Genomic DNA, 18,377 nt, shown 5'->3' with positions numbered 1-18,377 from the left:
CCAAATATTTAAAGTTACTAACCCTAATGTTAATTTTTACTTTTTAGCACTAAAATTTATTAGTTACAAATTTAACCAAATGTAAACGCTTAGATTCTTTACAAATTGTTAAAAAGAAACTCCTTTAAATAAATTACATTTGTATTTAAATTTTACAATTATGCAAGAAAAGCCTTTAATTTTAGTTACTAATGATGACGGAATTACTGCTCCTGGTATTAGAGCATTGATAAAAATAATGAATAAAATTGGTGATGTAGTTGTGGTTGCACCAGATAGCCCGCAAAGCGGAATGGGACATGCAATTACTGTTGACAATGTTTTAACTTGTAACCCAATTACGATAGATGAAGGACCACAATTAGAATATACTTGTTCTGGTACACCTGCAGATTGTGTAAAAATGGCAATTAGCGAAATTCTAAATAGAAAGCCAGATTTGTGCGTTTCTGGGATAAATCATGGCGCAAACTCTTCTATAAATGTAATTTATTCTGGTACAATGAGTGCAGCGATAGAAGCAGGAATAGAAGGTGTGCCGGCAATAGGTTTTTCTTTGTTAGATTTTAAATGGCATGCAGATTTTAAACCATCAGAAGAATTTGTAAAAAATATTACTTTAAATGCACTTTTAAACGGAATACCAGAAGGTGTGGTTTTAAATGTAAATATTCCTGATTTAAAAAAGGAAGAAATAAAAGGAGTAAAAGTTTGTAGACAGGCTAGTGGTTATTGGAAAGAAGATTTCGATAAGCGTAAAAGTCCTTTTGGTAAAGAATACTATTGGCTTTCTGGGCAATTTGTTAATAAAGATAAAGGGCAAGATACTGATGTTTATGCTTTAGAAAATGGATATGTTTCTGTAGTACCTGTTCAATTTGATATGACAGCACATCATATGATTCAAAAACTAAATTCTTGGGAACTGTAAAAAAAGATATTTTAATAGGATTTTTAGTGGCTCTATTTGCCACTTTTGGTGGTGTTTTTTTGTATTTAGAATACTTTTCTATATTTAGTTTTGATGATACCTTAAAAATGATTGAAGAAGGAAAGTTATATGGTAAAGTTTTGTCTTTAGCCGCAATACCTAATTTATTTGTCTTCTTTGTTTTTATAAAAAAGAAACAAGATCATAAGGCAAAAGGTGTTTTATTAGCAACAATTCTTATTGCGTTAACAACATTATTATTAAAGTTTTTTTAAAATGAAATATTATATAATTGCTGGTGAAGCTTCTGGAGATTTACACGGTTCTAACCTAATGAAAGAACTGTTGAAAAAAGATGCTGCTGCAGATATTCGTTTTTGGGGAGGCGATTTAATGAAAAATGTTGGCGGAACTCTAGTAAGTCATTATAAAGAAAGAGCTTTTATGGGCTTTTTTGAAGTTCTAAAAAACCTTTCTAAAGTTTTAGGTTTTATAAAAGATTGCAAAAAAGATATCGAAAAATTTAATCCGGATGTAATTGTTTTTATTGACAATTCTGGTTTTAACTTGCGTGTTGCTAAATGGGCAAAAGAAAAAGGTTTTAAAACTAATTATTATATTTCTCCGCAGGTTTGGGCAAGCAGAGCAAGTAGAGTTAAAGATATTAAAAGAGATGTAGATCAATTATTTGTAATACTTCCGTTCGAAAAAGAATTTTACAAAAAATACGATTACGATGTTACGTTTGTTGGGCATCCTTTAATAGATGCAATTGCAAATAGAAAGCGAGTTTCTGAAAGTGATTTTCGTAAAGAACACAATTTATCTGATAAAAAAATTGTTGCCTTATTACCCGGTAGTAGAAAACAAGAAATTACAAAAATGCTCTCTGTAATGTTGTCTTTGGTGTCAGATTTTTCTGAATATCAATTTGTAATTGCAGGTGCGCCAAGTCAAGATTTTTCTTTTTATCAGCAAATAATCCAAGATAGAGAAGTAGCGTTTATCAATAACAAAACCTACGATTTGTTAAGTAATTCTTATGCAGCATTAGTTGCATCTGGTACAGCAACTCTAGAAACAGCATTATTTAAAGTTCCGCAAGTTGTTTGTTATAAAGGTGGTTATATTTCTTACCAAATAGCCAAAAGAATAATTACTTTAAAATTTATTTCTTTGGTAAATTTAATTATGGATAAAGAAGTGGTAACAGAATTAATTCAAGAAAACTTTAATAAGAAGAATTTAAAAAAGGAACTAAATCTTATTTTACAAGAAGCGTCTAGAGAGCAAATGTTTTTAAATTATTTTGAATTAGAAAAAAAACTAGGCGGCCAAGGAGCATCTAAAAACGTAGCTACGGCAATTGTAAATTCATTAAGATAAAAAATATAAGATGAGAAATTGGTATGTTGTATTACTGTTATTATTTTTTGTAATTACGTCTTGTTCGTCAACTAAAAATGTAAGTAATTCAGCAAAGAAATCAGTAAATAAGCCAATTTCTAAAGTAGATAGGGTTGTTGCCAATGCTTTAAAATACAAAGGTGTTAAATATCTATTTGGTGGTACAACTGCCAAAGGTATGGATTGCTCTGGTATTGTTTATGTTTCTTACTTAGACGAAAATGTACAATTGCCTAGAATTTCTAGAGATATGGCAAAAAGAGGAAGAAAAATTGCCTTAAAAAATGCCAAAAAAGGAGATTTGCTATTTTTTAAAACTTCAAAAAAAGGAAGAGGTATCAATCATGTTGGACTTATTGTAGCTGTTTTTAATGGTAAAATTAAATTTATTCATGCTACCACATCTAGAGGTGTAATTGTTTCTGATTTATCTCAAAAATATTGGAAAAACGCCTACGTTAAAACAAACAGAATCTTATAGTTTTTTTTAGTAACTTGACGTTGCTATGAAAAGGTTAATTAAATACGTGCCTTTACACTTTTTGGTGTTTTTAATTTTAGGAATCTGTTTGCAGTTTTATTATGAAATTTGGCAATATGGTTTTCTGAAATTATCTGTTGTATTTGGTGTTTTTTTTGTTTTAAATATTCTTAATATTAAAAAGCAGTTAACTACAATAACTTCTTTTTTAATCTATTTCTTTATAGGTGTTTCTGTAACGTTTCTCAACGATTCTAGAAATTATAAAAATCATTACAGTAATTTTAATAAAGAGGAAGCACAAGTTCTTCTAAAAATTACAAAGGTTTTAAAACCAGGAAACTATTATCAAAAATATATTGCTGAAATTATAGGTTTAAATCAGCATAAAACTAGAGGAGAGGTTTTGTTAAATGTTCAAAAAGATACTATAGATTTTAGATTTTCTATTGATGATGAGTTGTATGTAAAACCTGTTTTTAAAGAGTTAATTCCGCCTTTAAATCCGTACCAATTTAATTATAAATCATATTTAGCAAAACAAGGAATTTATCATCAAATATTTACAGAAAAAGAACAATACCAAAAATCTAATTTAGTAGAAACTTCGGTGGCTGGTTTTGCAGAAAAAATTCGGAATAATATTATTACGTCTTTAGAAAAAAGAAGTTTTAGTAATGATGAATTGGCTGTAATTAAGGCACTTTTATTAGGTCAAAGACAAGATATCTCTAAAGGTTTATTAACAGATTATCAAAATGCAGGCGCAATACATATTTTAGCAGTTTCTGGTTTACATGTTGGTATTTTACTATTAATTCTAACTTTTATATTAAGACCAATAGACAGGTTTAAAAACGGTAAATATATCAAAGCAATATGTATTATTGTTTTCTTATGGATGTTTGCATTTATAGCAGGTTTATCCGCATCTGTGGTTAGGGCGGTTACTATGTTTTCTTTTGTCGCAATTGGACAGTCATTTCAAAAGAAAACACTGATAGAATTCTCTTTAATTACCTCAATGTTATTCTTATTGCTTGTAAAGCCAATGTTTTTATTTGATGTTGGTTTTCAGTTGAGCTACCTAGCTGTATTCGGAATAATTTGGGTTCAACCAAAACTAAATTCTTTATATGTTCCAAAATATTATTTAGATAAAAAAATATGGCAATTGCTAACCGTTTCAATTGCAGCCCAAGTTGGTATTTTACCTTTAAGTATATATTACTTTCAACAATTTCCGGGTTTGTTTATGCTTTCCAATATAGTAATCATTCCTTTTTTAGGGATTATTCTCGTTGCAGGAATCGTCATAATTATATTATCCATTTTAAATATTTTACCACAGTTTTTAGCTGATTTTTACGGAATAATAATTTCTTTAATGAATAGTTTTGTTCGCTTTATTGCTCGTCAAGAGCAGTTTTTATGGCAAGAAATTGCTATTTCATTTAAAGTAATGTTAGTCTTATATTTTATCATTTTTTCGGCTATTTTCTTTTTATTGAAGAAGAATTCAAAACGCTTGGTAATCTTTTTAGTATCAATAATATTGTGTCAAAGTATTTATTTTTTAGAGCACATAAAAGCAAAAGAACAAAACGCTTTTATGGTTTTTCATAAGAGTAGGTTTTCTGTTGTTGGAAATAAAATTGGGAAACAACTAAATATTCAGCATAATATAGATTCTGTTTCTGTACGTGATATTAAAGCTGTTAAACCTTTTATGCTTTCAGTAAAAATAGAGAAGATTAATAAAGTTGATTTTAAAAACTATGTGAATTTTAAAGGAAAAGATATTTTAATAATAGATAGTTTAGGAGTGTATCAATTAGAGAAAATAATTAACCCTATTGTGATTTTACAAGATTCGCCAAAAATAAATTTAGAAAGAATGTTGAGTATTCTGAAACCAAGTTTGGTTATAGCTGATGGCTCAAATTACAAAAAAGATGTGTTGTTTTGGGAAAAAGTATCTTTAAAATTAAAAGTTCCGTTTCACTATACAGGTCAAAAAGGTGCTTTTATTTTAAGTGATTAAAATTACAAGCTACTTTTAAAGTCTTTATCGAAATCTTTCCAATTGGTAGTTTTGTATTTATCTGCAGAAAAATAAACTAATATTTTTTCAAACATTTCTTTTTGTTGATAACCAGGTATGTTTTGAAGTAATTCTTCATCTTCAGATAGAAATATGGTTGATGGATACGATAGTTTTCCGTTCATTATAGTAGCTGGTAATTGATGAAATCCTCTTCTACCACTTTTCTGAAATTTAAAAGTATGACCGTTGTAGGTTATATCTTTTTTCTCTTCTCCGTTTAACTTAATTGCGTAAAAATTATCATTAATTATTTTGATAATAGTCTTGTTAGAATACGTTTCAATATCCATTTTTTTACAGAAACCACACCAATCTGTATACACGTCAATTAAAATTGGTTTAGGTGTTTTTGCATTTAATGCAATTGCTTCTTCAAAAGACAACCATTTAATTTTGTCTTGTGAGTGCAAAGACAATGATACTAATGTTAACGTTAAAATGAAGATTAATTTTCTCATAATTTATTATTAGCAATTATAATACCAAACTTACAAATAAACTTTTAGGTATAAAAAAACCTCATAAACATAATTTATGAGGTTTTTTTAAAGTATTTTTTTTATTAATGTACGTTACCCATTAATTTTTTCATTAACGGAGAAAACAATAGAACTACTGCTCCTGCTCCTAATGCATATAGTGCAATTAAATGGAAACCGTCCGTGTAAATTCCTAATGTTTCTAAACCACCTACATTAGCATCTGTGCTTTCTACTGCCAATTGTTCAGAAATAAAACCTACAATTTGAAATGCAAATGCAGAAGACAAGAACCAAACTCCCATCATAAAAGCAACAATATTTTTTGGTGATAAATCTGTAATTTTTGATAAACCTACAGGAGACATAAATAACTCACCTACAGAAATAATAAAATACATTACTAGTAAATAAGTAAATGGTACCATTCCGTTTTCATCTGCGCTAGCGCCACTAATAGATAAAATGTAAAAACTTGCACCAGCTAATAATAAACCTAAACCAAATTTATACGGCGTTCTAGGGTTTAATTTGTTTTTAGATAAATAACCCCAAAGTAAAGAAATAGGAATTGCTAAAATGATAATAAACATAGAGTTTAATGCATTTGTTTGACTAGCACTCATTATACCCTCTAAGGCAACATTTCTAGATGCAAAAAGTGTAATTACACTTCCAGATAATTCATGGAAACCCCAGAATAATGTCATGAAAAATGTAATTAAAACTGCCATAAATAACTTTTTACGTGCAACAGTATCTAAACTATACATAATATAACCTAAGTATGCTAAAACTGCAAAACCAATAAATTTAAAGATTCCGCTAACATAATTCGCTTGCCAAGAAGAAAGTAAATAAGCAATCACTGGCACAAATAAAACAGCTATAATTGGAATCAAAGTTTTTTGAGGAATACCTGCAACTTTCTTTTCGTATACTTCTTGACTTGGTGGCATACCTTTGTCTCCAAAAACATTCTTTTTAATACCGCTCCAAAAGAAAATTAAACCTGCCATCATACCTATACCAGCTAAACCAAAACCATAATGCCAACCATATTCTGCAGCTAACCAGCCACATAGTAAAGGAGCAACAAAGCCGCCAATGTTAATTCCCATGTAGAAAATGGTAAAACCAGAATCTTTTCTAACATCACCTTCTTTGTAAAGTGCACCTACAAATGTTGAAATGTTTGGTTTAAAAAAACCATTACCAACAACAATTAACGCGAGTGCTAAGAAAAATGCTATATCATTTTCTATAGCTAAAACAAAATGACCAATGGCCATTAAAATTCCTCCTAAGAAAATAGAACTTCGCATTCCTAATATTTTATCAGAAATTTGACCACCAATTACTGTTGATGCATATACTAAAGAACCATAAGAAGCATAAACTACTGCTGTAGCTGCATCTCTCTCTACAATTGCTTTAAAGATTTCGTTTACCATGTATAGCGTAAGTAACGCTCTCATTCCGTAGAAACTAAAACGTTCCCATAATTCTGCAAAAAATAAGTAAAATAACCCTTTTGGGTGACCAAACATTTGTGGGTCTTCAGTAGCTGTACTAACTCCTTTGTCTAACATAATTATCCTTTAATTTTTGTTGTTGAATTTGATTTATTAATTAAATGCGTTTCTACAAAATTTGTCATTTTTGTATATAAATTTAAACGCGTATTTTTTCCTTTGTAAATGCCGTGTGTTCTATCGGGTACGATAAACATATCAAATTGTTTATTCGCATCAATTAAAGAATTTATCATTCTGTAACTATTTTGTACATGTACATTATCGTCTCCTGTACCATGAACCAGTAAATAATTTCCTTTTAATTTTTCTGGATAATTAACAGGCGAATTATCATCATAACCAGCAGGGTTTTCTTGTGGTGTTCTTAAAAAGCGTTCTGTATAAACAGTGTCATAAAATCTCCAAGAAGTTACAGGTGCAACCGCAATTGCAGTTGTAAAGATATCACTTCCTTTTAAAAGTGAATTTGTACTCATATGTCCGCCAAAAGACCAACCCCAAATACCGATATTATTTTCATCGATATAAGAGCGGTTTGCCAATTTTTTTGCTGCAGCAATTTGATCTTCAGTTTCGTATTTAACTAAATTTAAATACGTAGATTTTTTAAAATCACTTCCTTTAAAACCTGTTCCTTTACCATCTACACAGGCAATAATCATCCCTTTTTGGGCTAACATATTGTGCCAATAATCGTTACTTGCATTCCATTTATTAGCAACTTGTTGTGATCCTGGTCCCGAGTATTGAAACATTAATAAAGGATATTTTTTATTTTCATCAAAATCTGCAGGCTTAATCATCCACATATTTAATTCGTTTCCGTTGATAGAAATGGTAGAAAATTCTTTCGGACTCATCTTATATGCCGATAAATCTTCTTTTAGTTCTGAATTATCTTTAATAACTTTTAACATTTCTCCTTCTGCAGTGTATAAAGAATATATTGGTGGAATTTCTGAAGAAGAAAATGTATTGATAAAGTAGTTTAGATTTTTGCTAAATGAAGCAGAATTTGTTCCTTCTTTATTGCTTAAAAGTTTTTTGTTTTTTCCATCTAATTGAATAGAATAAACGCCTCTATTTATAGATCCATTTTCTACAGATTGATAATAGATTGTTTTTTTAGATGCATTGTAACCGTAATAATTTGTTACTTCCCAATCTCCTTTTGTAATCTGATTGATTAATTTTCCAGAGAAATCATAATGATAAATATGGTTAAATCCATCTTTCTCACTTGTCCAAATAAAACTATTATCATTCAAAAAAGTAAGATTGTCTGTAATGTCTACGTACGCCTTGTCAGTTTCCTCTAATAATAAACTAGAGCTGCTTCTTAAAGCATTAACTTTATGTAGTTTTAAGTTGTTTTGATGACGGTTTAGGGTTGTTGCCACTAATATATTATCATCATTAGACCATTTTATTCTAGGGATGTATTCGTAATTACCTAAAGCTATTTTTTTTGTATTTTTAGAAGATAGCGTAAACATATGCAACGTAACCTCAGCATTTTTCTCACCAGCTTTTGGGTATTTAAATACTTGCTGATTCGGATAATTGGCAGTACCAACCATATCCATAGAAAAAGTAGGAACTTCACTCTCATCAAAACGTAAAAAAGCTAAATGTTTACTGTTTTTACTCCATTCGAAAGCTCTAACAAAACCAAATTCTTCTTCGTAAACCCAATCTGTAATTCCGTTAATTACATTGTTAAATTTACCATCTTTGGTTACTTGCGTTACTTTATTTCCGTTGGTAAGATTTAAAATATAAATATTGTTATTTTTTGCGTAGACAATTTTTTTACTATCCGGAGAAAAAGTAGGCTCTTGAATATCTTTACCAATTAAAGTTAATTTTTTAGAATTAATATCATAGTAATAAAATGTACCTGTAAAAGAACGTCTGTAGATTTTTTTAAAATCTGTTCCTAAAATAACAGAAGATTCTTCTGCATTAAAATTATAAGAATCAAAACTTTTTAAATCCTTTAAACTAGCGCTATTTACTATTGTTTCTACTTTTTCTAAAGTTTTATAACTGTATTTATCTACAGTTGTATTTCCTTCATCATCAGTATTTAGTAAAGAATAAAAATCACCATTCATAGAATTTAAAGCATTCATTCTTTTAGCCGAAAAAGTGCCATTCCAGATTTCTTCTAAAGTGATTTCTTTGTTTCCTGTTGTGTAATTAGTTGATGTTGTGGTTTTTTCTTTGCAACTAACAAGTAGAGATATAGTTGCTAAAATGAAGATTTTTTTCATTATAGACATCGTTTTAATAAAAGTTTGTCAAGTTTACGTAAAAATCCGCAAAAAATGTTTTAAAAATTGAGAAAACTTGAATATTGCATAATGTTTTAACGGATTGAATTATATTTGTTGCTGATAGTTTATAGCATATAAAATGAGTAAGAAAATAAAGGGTTTTTCTAAATTAACAAAAGAAGAAAAGATCAATTGGATTGTAGAAAATTATTTTAATAATAATTTAAATAGTGTTGATATTATAAAACAATATTGGAATTCTGATGCACAACTACAACAGTTGCACGACGATTTTATAGAGAATACTATTTCTAACTTTTATTTGCCAATGGGTGTTGCGCCAAATTTTCTTATAAACGATAAAGATTATGTTGTGCCAATGGTAACCGAAGAGAGTTCTGTTGTAGCTGCAGCTTCTTTGGTAGCTAAGTTCTGGAGTACAAAAGGCGGATTTAAAACAACCGTTTTAGGTACTACAAAAATTGGGCAAGTACATTTTATGTTTGCTGGTAATAAAGAAGATTTAACTTCTTATTTTAATAAAAATAAAACCGAATTGTATGCGGCAACTGCATCCATAACTAAAAATATGGAAAAACGTGGTGGCGGAATTTTAGATATACAGTTAATTGATAAAACAGATCAGTTAGAAAATTACTATCAATTACATATTACTTTCGAAACCAAAGATTCGATGGGCGCTAATTTTATTAATTCTTGTTTAGAAGCTATTGCGGCTAAGTTTAGAAGTGATGAAATTGAAATCGTAATGAGTATTTTATCTAATTATGTACCCGAATGTTTAGTTAGAGCAGAGGTAAGTTGTAAGATTGAAGATTTGGGTGTAGAAAATCCGCAGAAATTTGCAGAGAAATTTTATCAAGCTGTTAAAATTGCCGAAGTAGAACCGTACAGAGCTGTAACGCATAATAAAGGAATTATGAACGGAGTTGATGCGGTTGTAATTGCTACTGGTAACGATTTTAGAGCTGTAGAAGCTGGTGTGCATGCGTATGCTGCAAAAGACGGAAAATATACAAGTTTATCTCATTGTACGATAGATAACGGAACTTTTAGATTTTGGATAGATTTACCTTTAGCATTAGGTACGGTTGGTGGTTTAACGGCACTACATCCGTTAGCAAAATTATCTTTAGAGATGTTGCAAAAACCGTCTGCAAAAGAATTAATGCAAATTATAGCAACTGCTGGTTTGGCTCAGAATTTTGCAGCTTTAAGAGCGCTTACAACAAAAGGAATTCAGCACGGTCACATGAAAATGCATTTACAAAATATCTTAAATCAATTAGGTGCTAATGCAGAAGAAAAAGAGATTATTGTAAATTATTTCGAAGGAAAAACAGTTTCGCATGCTGCGGTTGTATCTAAGTTCGAAGAAATAAAAAAAAAATCTATTAATTGGGTAGATTTTAAAAATGAATCTAGTTTAAGAGGTTTACTTAACAGTCTAGAAATAGAAACTCCTGCCGTTTTTGGTAAAATGAATGGACAACAAATGGTAGAACATTTGGCGTTGTTATTAAAGGTTTCTAACGGCAAAATAGATGCAGATTTTTTTGTTGAAGAAGAAAAATCATCTAGAAGAAAAGCTTTTTTAGACACAGATAACGAATTACAAGTTGGTTTTAAAGCTTCGATGCTATCAGAAGAACCAGTTCCTGCAAAGTTTTCTACCTTAAAAGATTCTATCGAAGATTTGATATTGCAAATTGAGAATTTTGAAACTCATTTTAAAACAAATGCAACAGAGAATCATCCATTTTTTGGAGAATTAGATTACCAATATTGGTGCAAGTTTCATGTAAAACATTTTACACATCATTTTAAACAATTTAATTTAGTTTAATGAATTATTACTCAAACGGAAAACTGTTATTAACAGGTGAATATTTAGTCTTAGATGGCGCAAAATCTTTAGCGTTACCTACTAAGTTTGGGCAAGATTTAATTGTCGATCAAATAAAAGAACCGCAATTAATTTGGGGAAGTTTTACAGACAAAGGAGAATGCTGGTTTGAAGCAGTTTTTGATTTGAAAAAAATGCGATTGGTTAATTGCACATTTAATTCAGAAAAAGAGGGTGGCGGAGACATTATTGCTGAAACATTATTAGATATTTTAAGAGAAGCAAAGAAATTAAATCAAAATTTTTTAGAAGTCGAACACGGTTTTGTTGTAAAAACAATGCTTACTTTTCCTAGAAATTGGGGTTTAGGCACATCATCTACTTTAATTAATTCTATTGCTAGTTGGGCAAATGTAAATGCTTTTGATTTGTTATGGAATTCTTTTAAGGGAAGTGGTTATGATATTGCTTGTGCTCAAAATAATACGCCAATTTATTATAAAATTAAAGCAGAAAAACCAGTTGTAGAGCAAATAGAATTCAATCCAGAATTTAAAGAAAATTTGTTTTTTGTGCATTTAAATCAGAAACAAGATTCTAAAGAAGGTATTGCAAAGTTTAGAGAAAGTAATTTAAATTTTGATAAAGAAATTAAAAGGATTTCTCAAATTTCTGAGGAGTTTGTTCAATCTAAAGTTCTACAAGATTTCGAAAATTTAATAGTAGAACACGAAAATATTATTAGTAGTATTATCAAACTTACACCGGTTAAAGAAAAATTATTTCCAGATTATTTTGGTGCTATTAAAAGTTTAGGAGCTTGGGGCGGAGATTTTATATTAGTTACAGGAAACGAAAAAACACCGGCTTATTTTAAAAGCAAAGGTTACAAAACAATTCTTTCATATTCAGAAATGATTTTGACATAGAATCATTTACATTAATTAAATACGTAATTCAAGTTTAATCTCATAGATTTTTTGAATTTATAACAAATATAAAATGAAAAAAATAGTAATAATAGGTGGCGGTGCAGCAGGATATTTTACAGCAATCAATGCAAAAGAAAATAATCCTGATTTAGATATTACTATTCTTGAAAAAGGAAAAGATGTCTTACAAAAAGTTAAGATTTCTGGTGGCGGAAGATGTAATGTTACACATGCTTGTTTTGAACCTAAAGAACTGGTTAAGTTTTATCCGAGAGGAGAAAAAGAATTGTTAGGTCCTTTTCATCAATTTATGACAGGTGATACCTTTGAGTGGTTTGATGATAGAGGTGTTCCTTTAAAAATTGAAAATGATAATCGTGTTTTTCCAGAAGCAAATACAAGTCAGGCAATTATAGATTGTTTTCAAAAATCTGTTAGTAACTTAGGAATTAAAGTGTTGACAAATTCTGGTGTAAATTCAGTTTCTAAAGAAAATAATAATTGGATTATAAACACTAAAGAACAAGTTTTTAAAGCAGATCAATTAGTGGTTGCAGCAGGAAGTTCTAAAAAAGTTTGGGATTTATGCAAAACCTTAGATCATGCAGTGGTAGAGCCAGTTCCATCTTTGTTTACATTTAATATAAACGATAAAAGATTGGTCGATTTATTAGGAACTTCTGTGCCAAATGCAACTGTAAACATTATAGATTCTAAATTAGAAGCTTCTGGGCCATTATTAATAACGCATTGGGGTTTAAGCGGTCCTGCAGTATTAAAATTATCTGCTTTTGGTGCAAGACTTTTAGCAGACAAAAATTACCAATACAATGTTGCTGTAAATTGGTTGTCTAGACCAACAGATAAAGTTTTAAATGTGCTTTTAAATTTAAAAAAGAAAGAACCTAGAAAAACGGTTATTTTAAAATCACCTTTTACAGAGATATCTAAAAGATTATGGGAACGTTTTGTATTGTTTGCATCGATATCTAAAACTCAAAATTGGGCAGATTTAAACAACGCACAATTAGAAAAGTTAGCTAAAGAGTTAACAAATGGTATTTACAATGCAAATGGCAGAACTACGTTTAAAGATGAATTTGTTACTGCTGGCGGAATCGATTTAAAAGAAATTAATTTTAAACGTTTTGAAAGTAAAAAGCATAAAAATTTGTTTTTTGTAGGCGAAGTTTTAAATATTGATGCAGTAACAGGAGGTTTTAATTTTCAGAATGCTTGGACAGGTGGCTTTATCTGTGCAAAAGCATTAGCAGAAGAAGAGTAAATGTTTATCAAAAAAAATCATAAAAAATTATAAAATGGCAAGAGCAGAATCTAACGAGTTTTTAATAGGAAGAATAGCGCCAGATTTTAACTTAATCAATACTGTAGATAATTCTTATGTGAGCTTATCAAGTGCAAAAGGATCTGTTGGTACGGTAATTATGTTTATTTGTAATCATTGTCCGTTTGTAATTCATGTAAATCCAGAATTGATAAAAATGGCCAATGAATTTCAAGAAAAAGGAATTCGTTTTATTGCGATTAGTTCTAACGAAATAATAAATTATCCGCAAGATGCGCCAAAGTTTATGAAAGAAGTTGCAGAGGATTTAAAATACCCATTTCCGTATTTATTTGATGAAACACAAGAAGTAGCCAAGGCATATGATGCTGCTTGTACGCCAGATTTTTATGTTTTTGATAAAGATTTAAAAGCAGTTTATCATGGGCAACTAGACGATTCTAGACCAGGAAATGGCGAACCATTAACGGGTAAAGATATTAGAGCAGCAATACAAAATTTATTAGATAATAAGCCCGTTTTAGAGCATCAAAAACCAAGTGTTGGTTGCGGAATTAAATGGAAATAAATTAAAATTTAAATAATTCATTAAAAATTATAAGTAGAAATGAATATAGAAAACGCACAAAAACAAGTAGACGATTGGATTAAAAATCATGGAGTTCGTTATTTTAATGAACTTACAAATATGGCACAGTTAACAGAAGAGGTTGGTGAAGTCGCACGAATTATTGCTAGAAGATATGGAGAACAAAGCGAAAAAGAGTCTGATAAAAATAAAGATTTAGGTGAAGAGTTAGCAGATGTAATGTTTGTGGTTTTGTGTTTGGCAAATCAAACCGGAATAAACTTACAAGATGCTTTTGAAAAAAAGTTAGATATTAAAACTAAAAGAGATCACGATAGACATCATAACAACGACAAATTAAAATAAAATGAGTTTTTTTAAGAATTTTGTAGCTGGTGCTAAAATTGTTGCAGCTAAATTACAAACTAAAATATTTTGGATTAACTTTTTAAAAGTGGCGCTTCCTTTTTTTGTTTTAGTAACCATAATTAGTTTATTAATTAATAGTTCTAGTGCTATTTTTTCAGGCGATTTTGCTAAAGTGAATACAACAAATTTTTCTGAAGGAAAATGGAAAAACTTTTGGGGTTTAAAGATTTTTATTAGTGTATTTTACGGCATGTACGTAACACTTAAAAAAATGTCTTAAACGATACTTTTAGTTTCTCTACCAAAAATAGGAATTATAATAAAAAACAAAACGTATAGTAATAAAAGAAAAGAAGCAGCATGAAATAATAACTGCATTTGTTGTAGCTTATTAACTTTTACCTCAGACATTTTTTGATATTCTTCTACAATTTTATCCATAGAGACTAAGAATCCGTTCTCATTATCTCTAATTGTTTTTAAAGATTTTACGAACAACGTGTCATTATGAATGTCGTTTAAAATAGCAGAAGATGCCTCTTCTAAATTTTCATAATAAGATTGGTTTTCTTTGTACAGATCGTTTAAATCTTGATTGTTGTAAAATTTTAAAACGATATTATTGATGTAGTAATTTCCTATTTTAAAATCTTGATACGTTTCTCTAAAATCTAACATTTTATCTTCAAACGAATCAGTATTTTTAGCATTACTTGCAAAAAAAGCATCTTTTGTCAATTTTTGACTATACATTCTTTGCTTACCGGCTTTATTAATAATTTCGGCGTCGTAAGATTGCCTTTTGATGTCAAAGTGAAAGATAATTTGATTTGATACAACAAGTAAGGTAAAAAGTATAAAAGATAGGGTAACCTTTTTTTTCATTTCTGGGGATTTTGAATTGCAAATTAAATTAAAATAGTTTGAATAATAAAAAAAGCGACTACAAAGTCGCTTTTTTTAATTTTTATTATAATAGTTAGTCTAATTGTATAAGATCTATATCACTTTCTTTTACTCTTCTATTTAGTTCTTTTACGCCATTTGTAAATAAAGTATTTAGTTTTAATAATTCAGCATCAATTTCTTTAGTAATTTCATTTTTAAATTCGATAGCTTGTTGTGTAGGTGCGTAATTACCGGTTCTAGTTAACGAATTTAAATGTGCTAATTTATTGTTTAGTCGAATAGGAAAGTTTAAAGGATCTTGTCCGCTTTTAGATTTTGTTTGATATAGAGTTTCTTCAATTTTAGTAATATCTTTTACCAATTTGTCTGCAAAATCTAAAAGTTCTTTATACTTTTTTCTGTCTTTAATAGATTTCTTTAAAGCACCAACCTGAGTTCTAATTTTCTTAATATTTTTTAAAGCTTTATGAATTTCTGTCATTTTAACATTAATTTCATTAATAAAATCGAACTGAGCCTTCATTTCTTCTTCAGAAACTTCAGAAGAAGGGTTTCTTAAAATATTAAAATCTTTAGTTATGTTTTGGTTATTAACGGTTAATGTAACTTTGTATTTACCAGGTAGGGCTATTGGGCCATTTAAAGAAGCCCACCAAAGAATCATACCTTTTACAGATTCTGCGCCAGTATACATCATATCCCAATAGAAAATATTATTACCATCTTTTACAGATAATTTTGCTTCTTTTTCTTTTGTATTTGGTTTAGTGCTAAACTTTTTTATTAAGTAATTATTTGCATCAAAAAATGAAAGCGAGATGGTGTCTTTTTTATTTTTTTCTTTTATAAAATAAGAAACAGCAACACCACCTGGGTGATTAGTGCCAGCAGTTCTAGAAGTTCTTCCTCTACCACCGCTCAAATTATAAGCATCTTTTGGTTTGTAAAGAATTACGTTTGCGTTTGTATTTCTTTCAAGTTGATGTAGAGGTGTTAAATCATCAATAATCCAAAGAGCTCTACCCTGTGTAGCTGCGATTAAATTATCGTTTTTAATAGCTAAATCAGTAATTGGTACAATTGGCAAATTTTTCTGAAAAGTTTCCCAATTTTTACCGTCATCAAAAGAAACGTACATTCCTTTTTCTGTACCTGCATATAATAAGCCTTTACGTTTTGGATCTGCTCTTAAAGCTCTCGTAAAACTTTCATTTTCGATTCCGTTTACGATTAATTTCCAAGATTTACCATAATTCTCGGTTTTATAAATATAAGGTTTGTAATCACCAGATTTGTATTTAGTACCAACAATATATGCGCTTCCTTTGTCAAACGGACTAACTTCAATACAATTAATCATCATCCATTCTGGCATTTTTTTAGGTGTAACGTTAGTCCATGTTTCTCCGTTGTTTTTAGAAACGTGTACCAAACCATCGTCAGATCCTGTCCAAATTAATCCTGGTTCTAGAGAAGATTCTGTAGCTGCAAAAATAGTTCCGTAGTATTCTACACCCGTATTATCTTTTGTAATTGGTCCTCCAGATGGCCCTAAAGTTTTTGGGTCGTTTCGAGTTAAATCCGGACTAATTAATTTCCAAGATTGCCCTTCATTTTCTGTAATATGTAAATGATTAGAAGCTGCATACAATCTCTTTTTATTATTTGGAGAAAAGAATATTGGAAAATTCCATTGAAAACGATATTTAAAATCTTCAGCACCATGTCCCATTGGGTCGTCTGGCCAAACATTAACAGCTCTTGTTTCACCTGTTTTATGATTTTTTCTAGTAAGCAATCCTCCGTAACTTCCACCATAAACAATATCATCATTTAAAGGATCTACTGCAATGTGTGCACTTTCTCCTCCTGCAGTAGGTTCCCAATCAGAATCTGTAATAAATCTTCCTGCGGTTCTATGTGCAATTCTTATTGTAGAATTATCTTGTTGTGCTGCCAAAATTCTATACGGAAAATGGTTATCAGTAGTTACTCTATAAAACTGAGAAGTTGGTTGATTGTTCATTGTACTCCAGTTTTCTCCAGCATCAAAAGAAACTTGTGCGCCACCATCATCACCAATAATCATTCTTTGGTTATCTTCTGGTGCAATCCATAAATCATGATGGTCTCCGTGTGGTGCATTGTATGTTTTGTAAGTTTTTCCTCCGTCTGTAGATTTATGATAACGAACATTTAAAACATATAAAATGTCTTCATCTTGCGTGTCTGCATACAAACGTGTGTAATACCATGCTCTTTGGCGTAGTTTTCTTTCAGCATTAATTAAACGCCAAGTATTACCAGCATCTGTAGATTTGTAAACACCACCTTTTTTGTTTTCTATTAAAGCGTAAACAATATCAGAATTTACAGGCGAAACAGTCACTCCGCTAATTCCCCATATTCCATCAGGAAGTCCTTTGTTTGTAGAAATGTTTGTCCACGTTTCTCCTTCATCGGTACTTTTCCATAAAGCAGAACCATCTCCACCAGAAGATAAACTGTACGGAGTTCTTCTAATATTCCATGTAGTTGCATATAAAATTCTTGGGTTATTAGGATCTATAATTAAATCTACTACACCAGAATTTTCATTAGAAAATAAAACTTTTTTCCAATTTTGACCACCGTCTATAGATTTATAGACACCTCTTTCTTGTGTTGGTTTGTATAGATCTCCCATAACGCCAGCAAAAACAATGTTAGAATTTTTAGGATGAACTCTCATTCGCGGTATATGTCTGGCATTTTTTAAACCAATATGTGTCCAAGTTTTACCAGCATTTTCAGATTTCCAAACGCCATCACCAGAAGAAACATTTCCTCGAACTGTTTTTTCTCCCATACCTACGTAAATAACGTTGTTATCAGATTCAGAAACAGCAACAGCTCCTACAGAACCGCCAAAAAATCCGTCGGAAATATTTTGCCAAGTATTACCTGCATCATTAGTTTTCCAGACACCACCACCGGTTGCGCCCATATAAAATAGATTTGCCTTGCCAGGTACGCCTGTTACAGCAGCGCTTCGACCACCTCTAAACGGACCAATATTTCTCCAAGTAATAGGATTAAAATTTTCGCTAGAAACTTTGTTAGCATTTTTTTGTGCATTAACTTTGACATTTACACACAAGAGCATGCAAACGACTAATAATAAGTGTTTTTTCATGTTGGTTAGTTGTAATTAAAGGTTTAAAA

Annotated in this window: 16 protein-coding genes; 11 read left to right on the top strand and 5 right to left on the bottom strand. The window is 30.0% G+C overall.

The features are described 5' to 3' along the window. The first annotated feature begins 160 nt into the window (after positions 1-160). Genes surE through BXQ17_RS07295 form a run of 5 tightly spaced genes read left to right on the top strand, consistent with a single transcriptional unit; the run spans position 161 to position 4,863 of the window. Positions 161-931 (top strand): 5'/3'-nucleotidase SurE, encoded by a 771-nt coding sequence (gene surE / locus BXQ17_RS07315; protein WP_077809985.1) that lies wholly within the window; start codon positions 161-163, stop codon positions 929-931. After that, positions 919-1,206 (top strand): hypothetical protein, encoded by a 288-nt coding sequence (locus BXQ17_RS07310; protein WP_077809984.1) that lies wholly within the window; start codon positions 919-921, stop codon positions 1,204-1,206. Before surE ends, BXQ17_RS07310 begins: the two co-directional genes overlap by 13 nt. Position 1,207: 1 nt before the next feature. Continuing rightward, positions 1,208-2,317 carry a lipid-A-disaccharide synthase gene (gene lpxB / locus BXQ17_RS07305; protein WP_077809983.1) on the top strand — a complete coding sequence of 370 codons (1,110 nt, stop codon included), beginning with the start codon at positions 1,208-1,210 and terminating at the stop codon, positions 2,315-2,317. Positions 2,318-2,327: 10 nt separating this feature from the next. Continuing rightward, positions 2,328-2,819 carry a C40 family peptidase gene (locus BXQ17_RS07300; protein WP_077809982.1) on the top strand — a complete coding sequence of 164 codons (492 nt, stop codon included), beginning with the start codon at positions 2,328-2,330 and terminating at the stop codon, positions 2,817-2,819. A 25-nt stretch (positions 2,820-2,844) separates the two neighbouring features. Beyond that, positions 2,845-4,863, top strand: coding sequence for a ComEC/Rec2 family competence protein (locus BXQ17_RS07295; RefSeq protein WP_149025878.1), 2,019 nt, complete (start codon positions 2,845-2,847; stop codon positions 4,861-4,863). 2 nt (positions 4,864-4,865) lie between these two features. On the opposite strand, the gene BXQ17_RS07290 is transcribed toward BXQ17_RS07295, so the two are convergent. The 3 genes from BXQ17_RS07290 to BXQ17_RS07280 all read right to left on the bottom strand — a co-directional run bounded on the left by BXQ17_RS07290 (position 4,866) and on the right by BXQ17_RS07280 (position 9,219). Continuing rightward, complete coding sequence (locus BXQ17_RS07290; RefSeq protein WP_077809981.1) at positions 4,866-5,384, bottom strand: DUF255 domain-containing protein; 519 nt, start codon at positions 5,382-5,384, stop codon at positions 4,866-4,868. A 104-nt stretch (positions 5,385-5,488) separates the two neighbouring features. Then, complete coding sequence (locus tag BXQ17_RS07285) at positions 5,489-6,997, bottom strand: peptide MFS transporter (protein ID WP_077809980.1); 1,509 nt, start codon at positions 6,995-6,997, stop codon at positions 5,489-5,491. Between the two features lie 2 nt (positions 6,998-6,999). Further along, positions 7,000-9,219 (bottom strand): S9 family peptidase, encoded by a 2,220-nt coding sequence (locus tag BXQ17_RS07280; protein ID WP_187661382.1) that lies wholly within the window; start codon positions 9,217-9,219, stop codon positions 7,000-7,002. Positions 9,220-9,361: 142 nt separating this feature from the next. Between BXQ17_RS07280 and BXQ17_RS07275 the strand changes: the two genes are divergently transcribed. The 6 genes from BXQ17_RS07275 (at position 9,362) to BXQ17_RS07250 (ending at position 14,544) form a co-directional block, all read left to right on the top strand. After that, complete coding sequence (locus BXQ17_RS07275; RefSeq protein WP_077809978.1) at positions 9,362-11,089, top strand: hydroxymethylglutaryl-CoA reductase, degradative; 1,728 nt, start codon at positions 9,362-9,364, stop codon at positions 11,087-11,089. Continuing rightward, on the top strand, positions 11,089-12,018 hold the full coding sequence (locus BXQ17_RS07270) for a GYDIA family GHMP kinase (protein WP_077809977.1): 930 nt from the start codon (positions 11,089-11,091) through the stop codon (positions 12,016-12,018). The genes BXQ17_RS07275 and BXQ17_RS07270 overlap by 1 nt, the downstream gene beginning before the upstream one ends. Before the next feature lie 73 nt (positions 12,019-12,091). Continuing rightward, entirely contained in the window at positions 12,092-13,306 is a 1,215-nt protein-coding gene (locus BXQ17_RS07265) for an NAD(P)/FAD-dependent oxidoreductase (protein ID WP_077809976.1), read from the top strand. A 34-nt stretch (positions 13,307-13,340) separates the two neighbouring features. Then, positions 13,341-13,895 carry a thioredoxin family protein gene (locus BXQ17_RS07260; protein WP_077809975.1) on the top strand — a complete coding sequence of 185 codons (555 nt, stop codon included), beginning with the start codon at positions 13,341-13,343 and terminating at the stop codon, positions 13,893-13,895. Between the two features lie 39 nt (positions 13,896-13,934). After that, positions 13,935-14,261, top strand: a complete 327-nt coding sequence (locus BXQ17_RS07255; RefSeq protein WP_077809974.1) for a nucleotide pyrophosphohydrolase — start codon at positions 13,935-13,937, stop codon at positions 14,259-14,261. Position 14,262: 1 nt separating this feature from the next. Continuing rightward, positions 14,263-14,544, top strand: coding sequence for a hypothetical protein (locus BXQ17_RS07250; RefSeq protein WP_077809973.1), 282 nt, complete (start codon positions 14,263-14,265; stop codon positions 14,542-14,544). On the opposite strand, the gene BXQ17_RS07245 is transcribed toward BXQ17_RS07250, so the two are convergent. Together BXQ17_RS07245 and BXQ17_RS07240 are read right to left on the bottom strand one after the other, a co-directional pair. Further along, complete coding sequence (locus BXQ17_RS07245) at positions 14,541-15,149, bottom strand: type IV pili methyl-accepting chemotaxis transducer N-terminal domain-containing protein (protein WP_077809972.1); 609 nt, start codon at positions 15,147-15,149, stop codon at positions 14,541-14,543. The genes BXQ17_RS07250 and BXQ17_RS07245 overlap by 4 nt on opposite strands. A 94-nt stretch (positions 15,150-15,243) precedes the next feature. Then, positions 15,244-18,348 (bottom strand): glycosyl hydrolase, encoded by a 3,105-nt coding sequence (locus BXQ17_RS07240; RefSeq protein WP_077809971.1) that lies wholly within the window; start codon positions 18,346-18,348, stop codon positions 15,244-15,246. Positions 18,349-18,377 lie beyond the last annotated feature (29 nt).

Origin of the sequence: Polaribacter sp. BM10 (genome assembly GCF_002005425.1) — a bacterium.
Taxonomy (GTDB): Bacteria; Bacteroidota; Bacteroidia; order Flavobacteriales; family Flavobacteriaceae; genus Polaribacter; species Polaribacter marinaquae.
The sequence above is the reverse complement of the archived record's forward strand: the minus strand, read 5'-3'. Positions and strand labels throughout refer to the sequence as shown.